The organism is Umezawaea endophytica (genome assembly GCF_025061645.1).
Taxonomy (GTDB): domain Bacteria; phylum Actinomycetota; class Actinomycetes; order Mycobacteriales; family Pseudonocardiaceae; genus Umezawaea; species Umezawaea endophytica.
Genome location: NZ_JANYMP010000002.1, coordinates 178018 through 196831, shown reverse-complemented (window position 1 = coordinate 196831; position 18814 = coordinate 178018). Strand labels below are relative to the sequence as shown.

General features: G+C 70.3%; 17 protein-coding genes. 7 read left to right on the top strand and 10 right to left on the bottom strand.

Annotated features, from left to right (window positions below; genetic code table 11):
* Positions 1-836: 836 nt before the first annotated feature.
* Together NZH93_RS04475 and NZH93_RS04470 are read left to right on the top strand one after the other, a co-directional pair.
* Entirely contained in the window at positions 837-3680 is a 2844-nt protein-coding gene (locus NZH93_RS04475; protein ID WP_259621616.1) for a DEAD/DEAH box helicase, read from the top strand.
* Positions 3673-4515: an SWIM zinc finger family protein gene (locus NZH93_RS04470; RefSeq protein ID WP_259621615.1), complete on the top strand. Its 843-nt coding sequence runs from the start codon at positions 3673-3675 to the stop codon at positions 4513-4515. Before NZH93_RS04475 ends, NZH93_RS04470 begins: the two co-directional genes overlap by 8 nt.
* Positions 4516-5214: 699 nt before the next feature.
* Here the strand turns inward: NZH93_RS04470 and NZH93_RS04465 are convergent.
* Together NZH93_RS04465 and NZH93_RS04460 are read right to left on the bottom strand one after the other, a co-directional pair.
* Positions 5215-5499 (bottom strand): MoaD/ThiS family protein, encoded by a 285-nt coding sequence (locus NZH93_RS04465; RefSeq protein ID WP_259621614.1) that lies wholly within the window; start codon positions 5497-5499, stop codon positions 5215-5217.
* Positions 5496-6605 carry a WD40/YVTN/BNR-like repeat-containing protein gene (locus NZH93_RS04460; RefSeq protein WP_259621613.1) on the bottom strand — a complete coding sequence of 370 codons (1110 nt, stop codon included), beginning with the start codon at positions 6603-6605 and terminating at the stop codon, positions 5496-5498. The genes NZH93_RS04465 and NZH93_RS04460 overlap by 4 nt, the downstream gene beginning before the upstream one ends.
* 134 nt (positions 6606-6739) lie before the next feature.
* Here NZH93_RS04460 and NZH93_RS04455 point away from each other — a divergent pair, with 134 nt between their 5' ends.
* Complete coding sequence (locus NZH93_RS04455) at positions 6740-8458, top strand: acyl-CoA dehydrogenase family protein (RefSeq protein ID WP_259621612.1); 1719 nt, start codon at positions 6740-6742, stop codon at positions 8456-8458.
* On the opposite strand, the gene NZH93_RS04450 is transcribed toward NZH93_RS04455, so the two are convergent.
* The 7 genes from NZH93_RS04450 to NZH93_RS04420 form a co-directional block, all read right to left on the bottom strand.
* Positions 8455-9369 (bottom strand): asparaginase, encoded by a 915-nt coding sequence (locus NZH93_RS04450; protein WP_259621611.1) that lies wholly within the window; start codon positions 9367-9369, stop codon positions 8455-8457. The genes NZH93_RS04455 and NZH93_RS04450 overlap by 4 nt on opposite strands.
* Entirely contained in the window at positions 9350-10129 is a 780-nt protein-coding gene (locus NZH93_RS04445) for an amino acid ABC transporter permease (RefSeq protein WP_259621610.1), read from the bottom strand. Before NZH93_RS04445 ends, NZH93_RS04450 begins: the two co-directional genes overlap by 20 nt.
* Complete coding sequence (locus NZH93_RS04440) at positions 10129-10755, bottom strand: amino acid ABC transporter permease (RefSeq protein WP_259621609.1); 627 nt, start codon at positions 10753-10755, stop codon at positions 10129-10131. The genes NZH93_RS04445 and NZH93_RS04440 overlap by 1 nt, the downstream gene beginning before the upstream one ends.
* Positions 10752-11651 carry a glutamate ABC transporter substrate-binding protein gene (locus tag NZH93_RS04435; RefSeq protein ID WP_259621608.1) on the bottom strand — a complete coding sequence of 300 codons (900 nt, stop codon included), beginning with the start codon at positions 11649-11651 and terminating at the stop codon, positions 10752-10754. Before NZH93_RS04435 ends, NZH93_RS04440 begins: the two co-directional genes overlap by 4 nt.
* 43 nt (positions 11652-11694) lie before the next feature.
* On the bottom strand, positions 11695-12231 hold the full coding sequence (locus tag NZH93_RS04430; protein ID WP_259621607.1) for a class F sortase: 537 nt from the start codon (positions 12229-12231) through the stop codon (positions 11695-11697).
* Entirely contained in the window at positions 12228-13031 is an 804-nt protein-coding gene (locus tag NZH93_RS04425; RefSeq protein ID WP_259621606.1) for a DUF4397 domain-containing protein, read from the bottom strand. Before NZH93_RS04425 ends, NZH93_RS04430 begins: the two co-directional genes overlap by 4 nt.
* Before the next feature lie 153 nt (positions 13032-13184).
* Positions 13185-13394, bottom strand: coding sequence for a cold-shock protein (locus NZH93_RS04420; RefSeq protein WP_106192998.1), 210 nt, complete (start codon positions 13392-13394; stop codon positions 13185-13187).
* A 287-nt stretch (positions 13395-13681) separates the two neighbouring features.
* Between NZH93_RS04420 and NZH93_RS04415 the strand changes: the two genes are divergently transcribed.
* Together NZH93_RS04415 and NZH93_RS04410 are read left to right on the top strand one after the other, a co-directional pair.
* Complete coding sequence (locus NZH93_RS04415; RefSeq protein WP_259621605.1) at positions 13682-14023, top strand: hypothetical protein; 342 nt, start codon at positions 13682-13684, stop codon at positions 14021-14023.
* 87 nt (positions 14024-14110) lie between these two features.
* Positions 14111-14881, top strand: a complete 771-nt coding sequence (locus NZH93_RS04410) for a hypothetical protein (RefSeq protein WP_259621604.1) — start codon at positions 14111-14113, stop codon at positions 14879-14881.
* A 42-nt stretch (positions 14882-14923) separates the two neighbouring features.
* On the opposite strand, the gene NZH93_RS04405 is transcribed toward NZH93_RS04410, so the two are convergent.
* Entirely contained in the window at positions 14924-16027 is a 1104-nt protein-coding gene (locus NZH93_RS04405) for a sugar ABC transporter substrate-binding protein (RefSeq protein ID WP_276022779.1), read from the bottom strand.
* Positions 16028-16375: 348 nt separating this feature from the next.
* Between NZH93_RS04405 and NZH93_RS04400 the strand changes: the two genes are divergently transcribed.
* A complete protein-coding gene (locus NZH93_RS04400; RefSeq protein ID WP_259621602.1) occupies positions 16376-18127 on the top strand; it encodes a S8 family serine peptidase in 1752 nt (583 codons plus the stop codon).
* 56 nt (positions 18128-18183) lie between these two features.
* Positions 18184-18783 carry a hypothetical protein gene (locus NZH93_RS04395; protein ID WP_259621601.1) on the top strand — a complete coding sequence of 200 codons (600 nt, stop codon included), beginning with the start codon at positions 18184-18186 and terminating at the stop codon, positions 18781-18783.
* Positions 18784-18814 lie beyond the last annotated feature (31 nt).

Here is an 18814-nt window from a genome sequence, read left to right as displayed (position 1 = left end):
GACCGAGCACCCCCCAAGTCCACCCGACTAGGGTCCGACGGGTGTTCGTGCTGCACGGCCTGTGCATGGCCGATGGCCGGTTGGCGCTGTGGGCAGAAGACTCACAGCCCACCGAACGCGCCCCCACCACCCCCACCCAGGCCCCCACTGCCGCACACGACCAGGCCACGTCCGCCACACCGGGCGAGGCGACCTCCGACGCACCCGATCAGGCCATCCACAGCACACCCGACCAGGGCGTCTTGGACACACCCGACCTGATCGGCCTGGGCACATCCGCCCATGCCACCTCCGGCGCACCCACTCAGCCTGACCTGGGCACGCCCGACCAAGGTGTCCTGGGCACACCCGCCCAGGCCGCCTCCGGTACTCCCGATCAGCCCGACCTGGGCACGCCCGATCAGCCCGACTTGGGCACGTCCCGCCTCGGCGCCTCCGGCACACCCAGCCGCGACGCCGTCGGCACCACCGCCACACCCGACCACGACACCCCTCGCGGGCTCAGACAGGAGGCCTTCAACCCGCTCGGGCGGGAACCCTCGGACACAGCCGAGCGCTCTCCCTCCGCCCTGCTCAACCGAAGTGCCCGCGGCACCTCCACCCGCGTCGTCTTCGACACCTCCGACCGCGATCCCTCCACCTCACCCCGCCAGAAAGCCTCCGGCTCGACCGGCGAGGCTGCCTCCGGCACGGCCGGCCGGAATGTCGCAGGCACGCCAAGCCAGGCTGCCTCCGACACCGCTCACCGGACTGCCACCGACACGCTCGACTCTGCTGCCGCCGACACACTTGGCACCGCTGCCGCGGCTGCGCATCCGTTCGCGGTTGGTGGTGATGTGCTGGTGGAGTTGCTCGGCGGTGGCAAGGCGGACACGGTGGTGGTGCGGTTGCCGTCGTACTCGTCGGCGCCCGCCGCGTCGCCGGAGTTGGTGCGTGGCTCGCTGACCGTCGAACCCGCGCTCGAAGGGGCGTTGCGGTTGCGGGGGTGGGTTGTGCCGGTTGTCGTTGTGGACGTGCTGCCGGAGTCTGTCGTGGACTGTCGGACCGGTGCGTCGCTGCGGTACCTGGTGGACGTGGCGGAGTTCGCGCGTGATCTGGTGGCGCGCGGGCGGGTGTTGCCGTCGGTTGACTCGGAGGCTCCCGTTGCTCGGTGGGTGCCCGCGTTGTCCGGTGTGGACTCGGTGCGGTTCGCCTCGTTGCGCGAGGCGATGCCGCCCGTGTGCCGGGGTGCCGAAGGGGTGGGCAGTCCGGAGGCCGCGCTGCGTGGCGTGCTGCACGTGTTGTTGGACAACGAGGTTCGTGGTGCGCTTCGTGGTGTTGGCTCGCTGACTAGGGGGCGTACGCCGGTCGACCTGTGGTTGCGGGCACTGGTTGGTGAGCCCGTGTTCGAGGCTGATGCTGTGGATCTCGTCGAGTTGCGTGCGAAGCTCGGGGCGTGGCGGGCCAGTGCTGAGCGGGAAAACGCGGTTCGGGTGTGCTTCCGGCTCAGTTCGCCGGACCAGGGTGGGTTCGCCAACGAGGGGTGGCGGCTGGAGTTCCTGTTGCAGGCGGTGGACGAGCCCAGTGTGGTCGTGCTCGCGGAGCAGGTGTGGCGGGACGACGGTGTGCTGTGGCGCTGGGTCGACCATCCGCAGGAGGTGCTGCTGGCCGATCTCGGGCGGGCCAGCAGGCTGTACCCGGAGTTGGACGTGGCGCTGCGGGAACGGCATCCAACGCGGCTGGACCTGGACGCGGCCGGGGCGTACGAGTTCCTGACGCGGGCCGCGCTGCTCGCGCAAGCGGGGTTCGGGGTGCTGCTGCCGACGTGGTGGCGTGAGCCGCGCAGGCTCGGGCTCAGGCTGACGACCACGACGGCGAAGCGCGGTGATCCGGGCGTGGTGGAGTCGGAGAGCAAGCTCGGGTTGAAAGCGCTGGTGGGGTACCGCTGGGACCTGGCGCTGGGTGAGGAGCTGCTGACGGAGGAGGAGCTGGCCGAGCTGGCGGCGGCGAAGATGCCGCTGGTGAAGGTGCGCGGGCAGTGGGTGCACGTCGACCAGCAGCGGTTGACGGCCGGGCTCGCGTTCCTCAAGCGCGGTGGCACCGGGAGGATGCCCGCGGAGCAGGTGCTGTTGCAGTCCTGGTCGGAGGAGGCCGACGACGGGTTGCCGCTGCCCGTCACCGGCGTGCACGGCGACGGTTGGCTCGGTGATCTGCTGTCCGGGGAGGCCGAGCAGCGGCTGGAGCTGGTCGAACCACCCGCGGGTCTGCACGCGACGTTGCGGCCGTACCAGGTGCGCGGGTTGGCGTGGCTGGCGTTCCTCGACGAACTGGGGCTGGGCGCGTGCCTGGCCGACGACATGGGGCTCGGCAAGACGGTGCAGCTCCTGGCGTTGGAGGTGTGGAAGCGGCAGGACGGCAAGAGGGCGCCGACGCTGGTGGTGTGCCCGATGTCGGTGGTCGGCAACTGGCAGCGGGAAGCCTCGCGGTTCGCGCCGGGGTTGGACGTGCACGTCCACCACGGAGCCGATCGCCTGTCCGGCGCGGAGTTGCGCGCCACCGTCGCGGCGCACGACCTGGTGATCACGACGTACGCCATCGCGACGCGGGACGCGCTGCCGCTGGCCGAGGTCGAGTGGGACCGGGTGGTGCTGGACGAGGCGCAGAACATCAAGAACGCCTCGACCAGGCAGTCGCGGGCGGTTCGTGGGTTCCCGGCGCGGCACCGGGTCGTGCTGACCGGCACGCCCGTGGAGAACCGGCTGGCGGAGCTGTGGTCCCTGATGGACTTCGCCAACCCCGGCATCCTGGCGACGCTGAACGCGTTCCGGGCGCGCTTCGCCGTCCCGATCGAGCGCTACCGCGACGAGGACGCGGCCGTGCGGCTGCGCAAGATCACCAGGCCGTTCGTGCTGCGGCGCCTCAAAACCGATCCGCGGGTCATCACCGACCTGCCGGACAAGCTGGAGATGAAGCAGCTCTGCACGCTGACCACCGAGCAGGCGACGCTCTACCGCGCCGTGGTCAACGACATGCTGGAGCGGATCGAGGACGCGCAGGGCTTGCAGCGCAAGGGGATGGTGATCGCGGGCATGTCGAAGCTCAAGCAGGTCTGCAACCACCCCGCTCAGCTACTGGGTGACGGCTCGCGCGTCGCCGGGCGGTCCGGCAAGGTCGACCGGCTGGAGGAAGTGCTCGAAGAGATCATCGCCGACGGCGACAAGGTGCTGTGCTTCACCCAGTTCACCAGGTTCGGCGACATGATCGTCCCGCACCTGGCGGCGAGGTTCGACACGGAAGTCCTGTTCCTGCACGGCGGAACGCCCAAGGGTGCTCGGGACCGGATGGTCGAGCGGTTCCAGTCGGCGACCGGGCCGTCGATCTTCGTGCTGTCGCTGAAGGCGGGCGGCACCGGCCTCAACCTGACGGCCGCGAACCACGTCATCCACCTCGACCGCTGGTGGAACCCCGCCGTCGAGGACCAGGCGACCGACCGCGCGTTCCGGATCGGGCAGCGCAACCACGTGCAGGTGCGGAAGTTCGTCTGCATCGGCACGCTGGAGGAGAAGATCGACCTCATGATCGAGGAGAAGCGCTCGCTGGCGCAGCTCGTCGTCGGCGCGGGCGAGAACTGGCTGACCGAGCTGTCGACCGGACAGTTGCGCGAGCTGCTCACGCTGTCCCCGGAGGCCGTCGGTGGTTGAGTGGCACGGCGTTCCCAGACCGGCGGCGCACCCGGTTCGCATCGACGGCGGGCTCACGTTGCGCAGCAAGCGCGGCGAGGTCGCGCAGACGTGGTGGTCGCGGCGGTTCATCGAGGTGCTGGAGTCGTTCGGCATGGCGAGCCGCCTGGAACGGGGCCGCGCCTACGCGCGCACCGGCCAGGTCATCAGCATGTCCCTGTCGACCAGCCTCGTGGTCGCGCTGATCGCGGGCACCCGGCCTGAGCCGTACCGCGCGCGCATCGGCGTGAAGAAGTTCAACGACGAGGAGTGGCGCCGGATCGAGCGGGCGCTGGCGAGCCAGGCGATCTTCACCGCCAAGCTCCTCGCGGGTGAGATGCCGCCCGAGATCGAGGGCGTGTTCACCGAACTGGACCTCACCCTGTTCCCCGAAACCATGCGGGAACTGTCGATGGACTGCACCTGCCCCGACTGGCAGGCACCCTGCAAGCACCTGGCCGCGACCTGCTACCTGCTCGCGGAGTCGTTCGACACCGACCCGTTCGAGATCTTCGCGTGGCGCGGTCGAAGCCGCGAGGAACTGCTGGAGAACCTGCGCGGCCTGCGCGGATCGCTGAAGGCGCAGGAACAGCGGGCGGAGAAGCCGGTGGTGGCGCTGGAAGACTGCCTCGACCGCTACTGGGAACAACCACCCGCGCAGACCGTCCCGACACCGGACCTCGTGGTCACCCACCACCCCGACGCCCTGCTGGACCAGGTCGACCCGCTGCCGCTGGAAGTCCGCAAGCGCAAGGTGGTCGACCTCCTCCGCCCGGCGTACCGCGCGATGGTCAAGGGCGCCAACCGCTCCACGTAGACAACGTGCGCTGGAACGACACGACAGGGAAGCCGGACGCACGGACGCCGTAGCGCCGCATGGGCGCGGAAGCTGGGCCACACGACCAGGCGAGCGCGGGTTCGCCGCGCGATCACGGGAGCACGGGTTCGCCGCACGACCACGCTGGCGCGGATTCGCGGCACGACCATGCGGACGCGGATTCGCTGCACAAACGCACAGGCCCACAGACGCGGGAACTGGCCGTACGACTGCGTGAGCGCGGATTCGCCTGGCGACCGCGCGGACCTGGGTTCATGGCGCGACCGCGGACACAGGATTGGCCGTGCGACCTCGTGAACGCGGACTCGCTGTGTGACCGGGTGGGTGCGGGTTCGTGGTGCGGCCGAGCCGGTGTGGGTTCGTTGTGTGGCTGCGTGGGTGTGGATTTGGGAGTTGGGTTCGGGGGTGTGCTTGTGCTGGCGAAAGAAAGGGTGGCGGCGGAGTGGACCCGGTTGTTACCCAATACGGCGTGGAGGGTCGCGTCTGTCGTGCGGCGCGGCCCTCGTTGTGGCGGACAGAAGCCTTGACGACGCGTGAAAAGGCGGCGCCCATGCGGTCGGCCGATTACACGAGCAAGCCCGCAGGCTGCGCGCGTAAGCCGTGGACCGGCGCGGGGAGGCGGAGAACCCCGTGGACCGGCGCGGCCTCCGGGTGGCGGTGGGTGGGTGGGTGGGTGGGTTAGCCGCCCGCTACTGAGGGGAGGACCTGGAGTTCGCAGCCGTCGTGGAGGATGGTGTCGGTGCCGGAGAGGCGGCGGCATTCCTCGCCGTCGACGTAGAAGTTGACGTAGCGGCGCAGGGCTGACTGCTCGTCCCTCAGGCGGCGGTCCAGCAGTGGGTACTGGGCGGCCAGGGCGTCGAGGGTGGCGCCCAGGGTGGCGGCGTCGGCCACGTCCAACTCCAGCTTGGCGTTGCCGTTCACCGCAGATCTGAGGACGCCGGGGACCAGGACGACGACCCTCATGTCGGGATCACCGCCGCGCGCACCGTGAGGACGTCCGGGAGGTGTTCGAGCACGCGTTGCCAGTGGTCGCCCTCGTCCGCGCTGGCGAAGACCTCGCCGGTGCGGGAGCCGAAGTAGACGCCTGCGGGGACAGCGGTGTCGACGCAGAGGGCGTCGCGGAGCACCGAGCTGTAGAAGCCGGAGTCCGGCAGGCCGCTGGAGAGCGCCGTCCAGGACTTGCCCGCGTCGTCCGTGCGGTAGACGCGGCACTTCGCGCCAGGCGGGAAGCGGCGTTCGTCGGCCTCGATGGGGAAGCTGTAGACCACGTCCGGCTTGTGCGGGTGGACGACCATGGCGAAGCCGAAGTCCGTCGGCAGGCCGTCGGCGATGGACTCCCAGGTGTCGCCGCCGTTGTCGCTGCGGTACACGCCGTGGTGGTGCTGGAGGTACATCCGGTCCGGCTGCTCCGGGTTGGTGGCGACCTTGTGGACGCACTGGCCGAACTCCGGGTACTCCTCGGGCAGGAAGCTCACCCGGACGCCGGTGTTGCTGGGCCGCCAGGAGTCGCCGCCGTCGGCGGTCCGGTAGACGCCGCCGGTGGACATGGCGACGAGCACGCGCTGGTCGTCCGCCGGGTGCGGCAGGACGGTGTGGACGGCCTGCCCGCCGCCTCCGGGGAACCACTCCGGGCGGTGGGGGTGGTTCCACAGGCCTTCCACCAGCGAGTAGGTGAGGCCGCCGTCGGTCGAGCGGAACAGGGCCGACGGCTCGGTGCCCGCGTAGACCACCTCGGGGTGGGACGCGGGGCCGGGGGTGATCTGCCAGACGCGCGCCAGCGAGGCGTCCGCGCCCTCGGGGAAGGCGATCGGGGCGTGGTCCGGCTCCTGCCAGGTCAGGCCCAGGTCGTCGCTGGTCGAAATGCTGGGGCCGAAGTGCTCGCTGGTGACGCCCGCGAGGATGCGCGGGGTGGACCCCCTGGTGTCGATCGCCACGGCGTACACCTCCGTCATGGCGTGGTGCGGGCCGGTGACGGCCCACGTCCTGCGCCCGTCGTCGCTGGTGGCGAGCCAGAGGCCCTTGCGAGTGCCGATGGCGAGCAGAACGGTTTCGTTCTCGTGGTCGCCCATGAATCCCACCTCCCGAGTGTGACCTCCGGCACGCTACGCCCGGCCTCCGACAATTTCCCGCCCGCGACCGCCGACCACTTAAGTTACTGACTGGTAGCGTGCGGCGGAGCGGACATGACCCGAAGGGAGCCACGGTGGCGGACTCGCTGTTCGACCCCAACAGCTACGACCCCGATCACCTCGACGAGGAGAGCAGGCGGCTGCTGCGGGCGACGATCGACTGGTTCGAGGGCCGCGGGAAGCGGCAGCTCACCAAGGACGACCAGGAGCGGGTCTGGTACACCGAGTTCCTCGACTTCGTGAAGCGCGAGAAGCTGTTCGCGAAGTTCCAGACGCCCGCGGCGAACGCCGACGGCGACCCGGACAAGCGCTGGGACGCCGCGCGCAACGCCGCGCTGAGCGAGGTGCTCGGCTTCTACGGCCTCCAGTACTGGTACGCCTGGCAGGTCACGATCCTCGGCCTCGGCCCGATCTGGATGAGCGACAACGCCACGGCCCGCAAGCGCGCGGCCGACCTCCTCGACGACGGCGCGGTGTTCGCGTTCGGGCTGTCCGAGAAGGAGCACGGCGCCGACGTCTACTCCACCGACATGATCCTGACGCCGGACCCGGACGGCGGCTTCAAGGCCAACGGCGGCAAGTACTACATCGGCAACGGCAACGTCGCGGGCCTGGTGTCGGTCTTCGGACGGCGCGCCGACGTAGAGGGCCCCGACGGGTACGTGTTCTTCGTCGTGAACAGCCAGGACGAGCACTTCCACCTGGTGCAGAACGTGGTCGACTCGCAGATGTTCGTCAGCGAGTTCCGCCTGGAGGACTACCCGATCTCCGCGGACGACCTGCTGCACAGCGGCGCGGACGCGTTCAGCGCCGCCCTGAACACGGTCAACGTCGGCAAGTTCAACCTGTGCACGGCGTCGATCGGCATCAGCGAGCACGCGTTCTACGAGGCGATCACGCACGCCCACAACCGGATCCTCTACGGCAACCCGGTCACGGACTTCCCGCACGTGCGGCAGAGCTTCGTCGACGCCTACGCGCGGCTGGTCGCGATGAAGCTGTTCTCCGCCCGCTCGGTGGACTACTTCCGCTCGGCCTCCCCCGAGGACCGCCGCTACCTGCTGTTCAACCCCATCACCAAGATGAAGGTGACCAGCGAGGGCGAGCAGGTGATCGACCTGCTGTGGGACGTCATCGCGGCCAAGGGCTTCGAGAAGGACACCTACTTCGCCAGGGCGGCCCGCGACATCCGCGCCCTGCCGAAGCTGGAGGGCACGGTGCACGTGAACCTGGCGCTGGTGCTCAAGTTCATGCCGAACTACCTGTTCAACCCGACCGAGTACCCGGCGGTGCCGACCCGGCACGACGCGGCGGACGACGAGTTCTTCTTCCGCCAGGGCCCGGCCCGCGGCCTGGGCAAGATCCGGTTCACCGACTGGGAGGTCCCCTACCGCGCGTTCGCCGACGTGCCCAACGTCGGGCGCTTCCACGAGCAGGCCTCGGCCCTGAAGGCGCTGCTCACCACGGCCGCGCCGGACGCCGACCAGCAGAAGGACCTGGACTTCCTGCTGAACCTTGGCCACCTGTTCACGCTCGTGGTCTACGGCCAGTTGGTCCTGGAGCAGGCCGAACTGACCGGCGTCGACCGCGACGTCCTGGACCAGGTCTTCGACGTCCTCGTCCGCGACTTCTCCGGCTACGCGGTCGCCCTGCACGGCAAGGCCTCCTCGACCGACGCGCAGCAGGCGTGGGCGTTGGGCCAGGTCCGCAAGCCCGTCGTGGACGAGACCCGCTTCGGCCGGGTGTGGGAGCAGGTCAAGGCGCTGTCCGGCGCCTACGAGACCCGCCCCTAGACCGGCACGACCCGGCCGACCTCCCGGCCGCCGCCCAGCACCGGCACGCTCAGGTGCTCGGCGGCGGCCGAGACGTCGAAACCCAGGTCCCGCAACGCCGCCAGCGCGATGGCCGTCGTGGCACGGGGGCTGCCGTCGATCACCTTCACCGCCACCGCGTGCCCTTCCGAGGTCGCCAGCACCAGCACGCCTTCCGCGCCGCCCTTGGCCAGCACGCCGGGCAGCAGCCGCATGACCTCGGTGTTCACGTGCCCCGGCCCGCCGACATACTCCGGGTGCGCCCGCATCGCGTCGGCCACCGGCGTCTCGGACAGCCCCCGGATCGCCTGCGCCAAGCCGGTCAACGTCATCGCGAACAGCGGCGCGCCGCAGCCGTCGACCGCCGTGTGCGTCGACCCCTCCCCCGCCAGCGCCTCTACCCCGGCTCGCACCAGCCCCTGGAACGGGTGCGCGGGGTCGAGGTAGTCGTCGACCGACCAGCCCGACGCGACGCAGCCCGCGAGCATCCCGGCGTGCTTGCCGGAGCAGTTCATCCGGATGCGCGACGGCGAGCCGCCCGCCCGGATCAGCGCGTCCCGCGTCGGCTCGTCCTCCGGCCACGATTCGACGCACCGCAACGCGTCCGCCGTCAGGCCCGCGTCGGCGAGCATCCGCGAGACCACCTCCACGTGCCGGTCGAGACCGGTGTGGCTGCCCGCCGCGATGGCCAGCGCGGGCCCGACCAGCGGCGCACCGGCGGCCAGACAGGCCAGGGCCTGGAAGGGTTTCGCGCTCGACCGGGGCAGCACCGGGTCGTCGACCGGCCCGCGGCGGAGCGCCACGGCACCCGACGGGTCGAGCCCGACGACGCTGCCGAAGTGCCTGCTCTCCACGAAACCGGACCTCGTGACCTCAGCGAGCGGAACGTGCACCACGGGCCTCCAGGTGGCGGGCGAGCTTGGACAGCGACGCGTTGACGACCAGGTAGACCAGCCCCACCACCAGGAACGTCTGGATCAGCAGGTGGTTGAAGTTCGCCAGCACCCGGCCGCTCTGGAGCAGTTCCAGGTAGCTCACCACGTACCCCAGCGCGGTGTCCTTCAGCAGTCCCACGGTCTGGCTCACCAGCGACGGCAGCACGTGCCGGACCGCTTGCGGCAGCACGACCAGCCGCATGTTCTGCGCGTGCGTCAGCCCGAGCGACGCGCCCGCCTCGCCCTGGCCCCGGTCGACGGCCAGCACGCCCGCGCGGAAGACCTCGGCGAACTGCGCGGCGTGCGAGACGGCCAGGGGCAGCACGAGCTTCCAGAACAGCGGCAGGTCGAGCCCGTAGGCGGGCAGCACGAACAGCACCACGTAGATCAGCAGCAGCACGGGGATCGTGCGCACGACCTCGATGTAGGCCTTGAACGGCCAGGGGAACGACGACATGCGGCCGAAGGCCAGCGCCAGCCCGGCCACGGCCGCCAGCAGGAAGATCATCGCGGCGGCCAGCACGGTCGCCCACAGCCCGGTCAGCAGGTACCGCCACACCGGCCACGTCAGGAACGGCCGCCACTTCGCGACCTCCAGTTGACCCGCGGCGTCGAACCTCCGGACGGCGACCAGGACCAGCGCCAGCACCACGACCACGGCCACCGCGGAGGCGATCCGGCTCCGGCGACGTCCGCGCGGGCCCGGCGGGTCGAACATCACGTCGCCAGCCTCCGCTCCAGCACGCCCGCGAGCCCGCCGATCCCGGCCGCCAGCAGCGCGTAGCAGAGCCCGGCGCCCACGAAGATGGGGATGGGCAGCGCTTCCACGAGGTTGACCCGGTTCGCCGACGCGGTCAGCTCCACCACCCCCGCGACGGCGGCCAGCGACGTGTTCATCGTCAGCGCGATCCCGATGTTCCCCAGCGGCTGCACGACCCGGCGCGCGGCCTGCGGGACGACCACGTGCCGCAGCGTCTGCCCGAACGTCAGCCCGAGCGCCCGCGCGGCCTCGCCCTGCCCCTGCGCGACGGTGTTGACCCCGGACCGCAGCGCTTCGGCGACGTAGGCGGCCTCGTACAGGGAGATCACCACGACGGCCGTCGTGAACAGCGGGAACCGCACGCCGACCTCGGGCAGCCCGAACACGAACAGCACCAGCCACACCAGCAGCGGGATGTTCTGGAACGTCTCCACGTACCCGGTGCCGACGGCCCGCAGCACCCGCAGCGGCCCGACGCGCAGCACCACGACGACCACGCCGAGCGCGAACGCGCCCGCGGCGGACAGCGCGACCAGCGCGAGCGTCGTGAGGAAGCCGCCGACGAGGTCCGGGAGGTGGCTCACGAGCCCTGCGCGGAGCCGATCACCGGCGGGGTCGGCGGGTCGCCCTTGACCACCGTGCCGATGGAGTCGCGCCAGACGTCCTGCCACAGGCCGGACTTCTGGATCTCGCGCAGCCAGTCGTTGACGAACTGCTTGAACTGCTCGTCACCGTGCTTGAGGCCGATGCCGTACGGGTCGGTGGTGAACGGCTCGCCGACGACCTCCAGCTCACCGTCCTGGGCGGCGTCGGCGATCAGCAGCGCCTGGTCCTGCACGTACGCCTCGCCCCTGCCCTGCCGCAGCGCGGTGAGGCACTCCGGGTCGGACCCGAACTCGACGATCTCGGCGGTCGGCGCGGCCGCCTTGATCGCCGCGATGGCCGGGGTGTTCGCGCCCGCGATCACCTTGCGCCCGGCCAGGTCCGCCGGTTTCGCGATGCCCGTGGTGCCGCGCCGGACCGCGATGGCCTGGCCGGAGGAGTAGTACGGCCCGGCGAACGCCACGCGTTCGGCCCGCTGCGGCGTGATCGTGTACGTCTGGAGGATCACGTCGACGGTGCCGTTGGCCAGCAGCGGTTCCCTGGTCTCCGACGTGGAGGTGACCAGCTTCGTCTTCGGCTCGCCGATGATGTACTTCGCCAGCAGCTTGCCGAGGTCGGCGTCGAAGCCGGTCAGCTCGCCCGTGCCGGGGTTCTGCTGCGACAGCAGGGGCGCGTCGAGCGAGCCGCCGATCAGCAGCTCGCCGCGGTCCTTGATCCGGGCCATCGCCGAACCCGCCGGGATGGCCGTCGCGACCGGGGCCTTGGCCAGCAACCGGTCGATCGCCGACGGCGGGGCGCCGCCCGGCACCGCCGACTCGCCGCCGGAACAGCCGGCGACCGCGAGCAGGACCACAACCGACAACGTTGTCCAACGCATGAAACCCGAGGCTAACGGTCTGGATCAAGACAGGTCAACGGTTTCAGGCGCGCGCGAGCACGGCCTCGACGATCACGTTGTCCCGGTAGCTGCTCGCCGTCTGGTCGAACGTGCCGCCGCAGGTCACCAGCCTCAGCTCCGACGCGGGCGTCGGGCCGTAGACGAGGTCGGTGGGGAACGCCGCCTTGTCCACCGAGTACGTCCTGTCCACCAGGAACTTGACCGCGCTGCCGTCCGCCCGGTCCACGAACACCTCGTCGCCCGGCTTGAGGTCGGCCAGCCGGAAGAACACGCCGGGCCCGGTCTTGGAGTCCACGTGGCCCGCGATCACCGCGGGACCCGCGTCACCGGGCGCGACGCCGTCGGCGAACCAGCCCAGCACGTCCGCCCGGTCCGGCGGCACCAGCACGCCCGTCGCGGAGTCCACGGACGTCTGGGTGACCACGTTGTCGACCGCGATCGACGGGATGCGCACGGACACCGGACGCGGCGCGGCGACGGCCTCGTCGTCGCCGGACTTCACGGCGTACGCCGCGAGGACCAGCACGCCGATCGCCAGGACGGCCTTGCCCTTGCTCACGGCGCGACCCGGTCGCGGCGGGCCCAGAGGACGGCCGCGCACACCAGCACGGCGGCGAACGGCACCACGGGCCACTCGGTCGAGCCCTCGCCGTCGGCCATGCCGCCCCAGCCGGTCTCCTGGCCGCCGCCGGGCACCACCTCGGACGCCTTCGCGTCGGCCCGGATCGTGGCGGTGACCTTGCCGTCCAGCTCCAGCACGACCACGGTGTACACGCCGCCGGGCTCGATGGTCGCCGTGAGGCTGGCGGGCTCGGCCCCGCGGGGCACGACCTGGAGCGTGGCCGTCTCGGGAGCGATCGACGTGTAGAGCGTCGGCTCGGCGTACACGGCCTGCCGCAGGATCGCCGTGCCCTCGCGGACGAGGTCGGCCGACGCGGCGCGCGGGGCCGCGTTGACCATCCTGATCCTGGCCTGGCCGCTGCCGGGGAGGGTGATGTCGTCGTCCAGGACCTTCAGCGCCAGCCGGTCGGCGTTGCCGAGGCCCGCGACCGTGTACGCCTTGCCCTGGGCCGCGTTCACCGTCGTGCTGGCGGTCGCCTTGCCACCGGGGTCCGACCCCAGTGGCCGCCACTCGACCGTGTAAGGCCCCGGCTCGACCCGCCGGTAGTCCAGCAGGTCGCCGTAGTCGACGCCGGTCGTGCGCACGGCCGTGCCCGCCGCGGGGATGAGCGTGATGTCCTGGCTGCCCGTGCCCGGCGAGAGGTGCGCCAGCCGGATGTAGGTGCCGGTGGCGGCGTGCGCCGGGGGCGTCAGGACCAGGAGGAGGAGCAGAACGGCACAAGCACGAACAGCGCGCACCGCGCACCTCCCTCCGCAGGTCCGGATGACGTACTCGACGGTACCTTGCCCGGACACCACGTCGGGAACGGGAAAAGCGAGAGCCGCCAACCCCGTGCGGGATTGGCGGCTCTCGCGAGTCCTGGGGACTCGGTGTGAGTCAGGAGACTCGGATCAGCCGAGCGGACGAACAGACTGGGCCTGCGGGCCCTTCTGGCCCTGTCCGATCTCGAACTCCACGCGCTGGTTCTCCTCCAGGCTGCGGTAGCCGCTGGTCTGGATCTCCGAGTAGTGCACGAACACGTCGGCGCCACCGTTGTCCGGGGAGATGAAGCCGAAGCCCTTCTCCGAGTTGAACCACTTCACGGTGCCTTCTACAGCCATCTTGCTACTTCTCCTCTAACAGGTGCGCTGGGACCGAAGTCGCAGTTGCGGCAACTCCCGCCTGACCCGGAGGAAAGCTTCGCGCCCGCAACGTCGTTCCGCGAGCGTGGTCAAACACGAACACAGAAACTTTTTACGACCTCGGACAGTCAACCACGGGGGACCTCCGCGCGTCGAGCTGAGATTTTTTGGCCGCCCGCGACTGCTACCCTGGGCTATCCGCGGTCACTCTGCGACGTACGTGGACAGCCACGAGCCACAGCCGACCGAGCCCGAGGAGCGACGCCATGCCGGAACCCGTCCTGCTGTCCATCGCCGTAGCGGTTGCCACGAACGCCGTGAAGGGGCTCTACGAGCTGGTGAAGTCGAAGTTCTCCGGCGACCCGGTGGCCACCGGGGTCCTGGAGGCGGCCCAGGACGCGGCCCCCGACTCCCCCGAGGTCGCCCGGCTCGGCGAGGCGCTGGAGAAGGCCGAGGAGCAGGACCCGGAGTTCGGCGAGCGGTTGCGCGGCCAGTGGGAGAGCACCGTGACCGTGACCCAGACCGGCCACGTGACGAACCAGATGTCGGGCACCGTGAACGGCAACGTCCTCCAGGCGGGCGACGTCCACGGCGGCGTGAGCTTCTAGGCCCGCCACCGGACCGAACCGACCGGGCTCCGCACCCGTGGGCGTAATGTCCACTTCCCCAGTGCGAACCGGAAGGGATCACCGCCAGTGCCCGTGCCCCTGTCGCAGTCGACGGGCTCAGACCTGGTCAGCTCCGGCAGCGAGCGCCTGCTGTTCTTCTTCGTCGGGCTCGTCGTCACGTTCGTCCTCATCCGGATCAGCGTCCGGCTGATCCGGGCCAAGGTCCGCTGGTGGCCGGGCAACATCACGCCCGGCGGCACGCACATCCACCACGTCGTGTTCGGCACGGTCTTCATGCTCGTGGGCGGCGTGGCGGGCCTGGCGGCGCCGGACGACGTGCACTGGCTGCGCCTGGCCGCCGCCGCGCTGCTCGGCGTGGGGGCCGCGCTGGTGCTGGACGAGTTCGCGCTCATCCTGCACCTGAGGGACGTCTACTGGACCAAGAACGGCAGGCTGTCGGTCGACGCGGTGTTCCTCGCCATCGGCATGACGGGCCTGCTGCTGCTCGGCGCGCGCCCGCTCGGCTACGACGACTTCCTCACCCCCGGCCAGACGGGCGGCGACACCGTGCTGCTCCGGCTGCTCGCGATCCTGGTCAACATCGGCTTCGCGATCGTCTCGCTGCTGAAGGGGAAGATCTGGACGGGCCTGCTCGGCCTGCTGGTGCCGGTGCTGCCGGAGATCGGGGCGATCCGACTCGCGCGGCCCGGTTCACCGTGGGCGCGGTGGAGGTACGCGGACGATTCCCGCAAACTCCGGCGGGCCTACCGGCGGGAGGCCCGCGTCCGACAACCACTCATTCGGATGAAGATCAGGATCCAGGAGTTCATCTCCGGCCGTCATGATCTACCGGATTAAGTGGCGACCGCTCCGGCTTTCGCCGGAGCAATCGCCGCTCGATTAATTGATAACGATGTTGTTGGCCGCGCAGATGGCGACAAGATCGTTCACGCACAGCTCCGCGGATTTGACGACACCCTCGGCCACGAGGCGGCGCACGGTCGGCTTCGTGATCAGGTCGGCACCCAGGAGCACCGACTTCACGTCGCGCTTGGCGACCAGGTCCCTGAGGTTGCCGGTGGCCAGGTCGTCCGCGCCGTCGAGGTCACCCTTGGCCACGGCGATGGCGAGCCTCGCGGCGGCCTCCGCCTCGTCCCTGATGGGCTTGTAGACGGTCATGCACTGCTCACCGCGCAGGATGGCCTGCAACCCCGCCAGGGTGGCGTCCTGGCCGGTCACGGGCACCTTGATGCCCTTCTCCTTGAGCACCTCGATCACCGCGCCCGCGAGGCCGTCGTTCGCGGCGATGACGCCGTCGACCTTGTCGGCGTTGCCGGTGAGGATCTGCTCGAACTGCTGCCTCCCGATGACGGGGTCCCACTTGTCGATGGCCTGGCTCTTGACCAGCTTCAACGCCCCGGAGTCGTACTTGGCGCCCATCTTGCGCCGCTGGCCGTCGGCGAACAGCGTCGCATTGTTGTCCGTGGGGGCGCCCTGGATCTCGATGATCTGGCCGCCCGGCTTGTCCCCGAGGCAGGACAGCAGGCCCTCGGCCTGGAGTTCCCCCACGGCGACGTTGTCGAACGACACGTAGAACTCGGCGGTGCCGCCGAGCGTGACGCGGTCGTAGTTGATCACCGGGATCTTGGCGGCCTGCGCCTTCCGCTCGACCGCGGCGCCGCCCTCGGGGCTCAGCGGGGTGGTCATCAGGACCTTCACCCCGCGCCTGATCATGTCGTCCGCGATGCTCGCGAACTTCGCCTCGTCACCGTCGGCGTTCTCGATGATCGGCTCGATGCCCGCGAAGCCCAGCGCCTGGGAGAGCAGGGGCCGGTCCTGGTCCTCCCAGCGCGCGGAGGACGTCCGGTCGGGGAGGATCACACCGACCGTCGGCTTCGCCTTGGACTGCCCGGTCGAGTTGGTGGTGTCGTCGGTCGCCGTTCCACAGGACGCGACGAGCAGCACCAAAAGACCGCATGAGGCCGCACGTGCAAGTCTTCGCATTCGCCAGTCCCTTGCAACTGAAGTCGTCTGTGACCCCAAATATGAGAATGCGAAAGTTCATAACGCCGAGGGTGCGTTAGTCAAGCCTCACGCCTGCGCAAGTGGGAAAGAAGCGCATCTTGGCCACGGTTCTGAACCTTTTTCGCAGGGACTGCGTAGCACTTTCCACCAAACCTCCATCACGGAGCGCACGTGATCGACTACGGTTCGCTTCTTCGGGGTTTGGAGAAGACTCCTACCAACGGTGCTAACGCGAACCACACTTCTGTGTCAGGGTGTCGCCCTTGACAGGGTGTCGGGGGCCGTGTCGTGGTTCGACCATGGTTCGGGTGTGAGGAGACAACACAGGTGAGAACTAGGAAGATCGTTCCTTCAGCGCTGGTGGTGGCCACCACCGTGGCACTGCTCGCGGCGGGGGCGCCCGCGGCGGGCGGGGCTCCCGCCACCTCCGTCCAGCAGGGCACCACCGACTACACGGTGATCCTGGAGGAGGGCCGCAACCGCGACATGGCGATCGGGGCCATCCGCGCCGCGGGCGGCGAGGTCACCCGCGCGAACGACGCCGTCGGCGTGCTGACGGTGAAGGCCCCGGCGTCCGGGTTCATCGAGAAGGTGTCGGCGTCGGACGCCGTTCTCGGCGCGGCCCACGTGAAGCCGGTCGGCCACTCCCCCGCGCAGCCCAAGGTGACGCAGGAGCAGGTGAAGCGCGCGGAGGTCGAGTCCGAGAACAAGACCACCACGCCGAACGCCTCCCCGAAGGGCAGCAAGGCCAACACCGCCGGTCTCGACCCGCTCGACGGCGACCTGTGGGGCCTGAAGATGGTCCGCTCGGACATCGCGCGCGCCAAGCAGGCCGGTGACAAGCGCGTGTACGTCGGCATCCTGGACACCGGTGTCGACGGCACCCACCCGGACATCGCGCCGAACTTCAACAACGCGCTGTCGCGCAACTTCACCATCGACATCCCGTTCGACTCGGACGGCGGCGAGTTCGACGGCCCGTGCGAGTTCCGCGGCTGCGTCGACCCCGCCAACCACGACGACGGCGGCCACGGCACGCACGTCGCGGGCACCATCGGCGCGGCGGCCAACGGCTTCGGCGTGTCCGGTGTCGCCCCCAACGTGTCGCTGGTCAACATCCGCGGCGGCCAGGACGCGGGCTCGTTCTTCCTCCAGCCCGTCGTCGACGCGCTCACCTACGGCGCCGACGTCGGCCTCGACGTGATCAACATGTCGTTCTACGTCGACCCGTGGTACATGAACTGCAAGGCGAACCCGGCCGACAGCGCCGAGGAGCAGATCGAGCAGAAGGCGATCATCGCCGCCGTGCAGCGCGCGCTGAACTACGCGCACCGCAAGGGCGTCACGCTGATCGGCGCGGGCGGCAACAACCACGAGGACCTCGGCAAGCCGCGCACCGACGTGGTGAGCCCGAACTACCCGCCCGGCCACGCCCGTGACCGCGCGATCGACAACGCCACCTGCCTCAACCTGCCGACCGAGGGCGACCACGTCATCTCCGTGTCCGCGCTCGGCCCGTCGACCGCCAAGGCCGACTACTCCAACTACGGCCTGGAGCAGGCCTCCGTGTCCGCTCCCGGCGGGTACTTCCGCGACGGTCTGGGCACCGACTGGTACCGGACCAACGAGAACCTGATCCTGTCCACGTACCCGCGCAACGTGGCGCTGGCCGACGGCGCGATCGACGCCGCGGGCGAGATCACGCCCGCCGGTCTCGCCGCGGGTGTCAAGAAGGCCTGCAAGGACACCACCTGCGGCTACTACCAGTTCCTCCAGGGCACCTCGATGGCCGCCCCGCACGCCACCGGCGTCGCGGCGCTCATCGTCAGCCAGTACGGCAAGCGGGACGCGAAGCACCCCGGCACGCTGACCCTGGCGCCGGACAAGGTCGAGAAGGTCCTCACCAAGACCGCGACCGCCCGCGCCTGCCCGGTCCCCCGGACCGTGTCGTACGTGCCGGTCGGCCGCACGCCGGAGTTCGACGCCACCTGCGAGGGTGACACCAAGTTCAACGGCTTCTACGGCTACGGCATCGTGGACGCCTACGGCGCGGTCACCCGCGGCGGCAACTTCATCTAGTCCGCTCCACCCGAAGGGCCCCCGGTGCGCCGGGGGCCCTTTCGTAAACTCCGGCCGTGGCGAAATCGGCAGCTCAGAAGAGGCGGCGCAAGCAGCGGCGGCAGGTGCAGGCGCGGAACGCCCGCCCGTACGCACCTCGGCAGCCGCGGCAGACGTGGTCCGCGGGCAAGGTGACGCTCTGGACCACCCTGGGCGTCTTCGCGTTCATCGGGCTGGTGCCCGCGTTCTGGTACTGGATCGCCCCCGCGATCAGCGACCTCGTCGGCCCGGTGCCGGTCCTCGCGGTCATCGCGGGCTGGCTACCCGTGGGCGGGCTCGTGGCCGCCGTCGGGTTCTACCTGGTCCTCCGCGACGACCTGCTGCCCAAGACGCGGGTGAAGCTGGCGTGGGTGCTCGGGGTGTGGGGCGTGCTGGCGCTGGCCACGATGCCGATCGACGTCAACTCGCCGCCGTTGAGCGACGACTACTACTCGGGCCTGCGGATCGGCTTCCTCGGCGCGCTCGTGGGAGCGGTGCTGGTGCCGATCGGCGTGTACGCGCTGTGGAAGCCGTTCAACCGGCGCAAGGAGCCCACGACGGCGGTGTGGGGCTACGCGTTCGCCATCTTCGCCGTCTGCCTGCTGCTGTCCGCCGCGGCCCTGGCCTGGCTGCCGTAGGCCCCCTGGTGCGCGCCACGGCGTGACGCGC

Excerpts from the sequence above, each read along its gene's own strand:
- NZH93_RS04465 (WP_259621614.1), bottom strand. The coding sequence starts at position 5,499 with ATGAGGGTCGTCGTCCTGGTCCCCGGCGTCCTCAGATCTGCGGTGAAC.
- NZH93_RS04460 (WP_259621613.1), bottom strand. The coding sequence starts at position 6,605 with ATGGGCGACCACGAGAACGAAACCGTTCTGCTCGCCATCGGCACTCGC.
- NZH93_RS04445 (WP_259621610.1), bottom strand. The coding sequence starts at position 10,129 with ATGTTCGACCCGCCGGGCCCGCGCGGACGTCGCCGGAGCCGGATCGCC.
- NZH93_RS04435 (WP_259621608.1), bottom strand. The coding sequence starts at position 11,651 with ATGCGTTGGACAACGTTGTCGGTTGTGGTCCTGCTCGCGGTCGCCGGC.
- NZH93_RS04420 (WP_106192998.1), bottom strand. The coding sequence starts at position 13,394 with ATGGCTGTAGAAGGCACCGTGAAGTGGTTCAACTCGGAGAAGGGCTTC.
- NZH93_RS04415 (WP_259621605.1), top strand. The coding sequence starts at position 13,682 with ATGCCGGAACCCGTCCTGCTGTCCATCGCCGTAGCGGTTGCCACGAAC.
- NZH93_RS04405 (WP_276022779.1), bottom strand. The coding sequence starts at position 16,027 with ATGCGAAGACTTGCACGTGCGGCCTCATGCGGTCTTTTGGTGCTGCTC.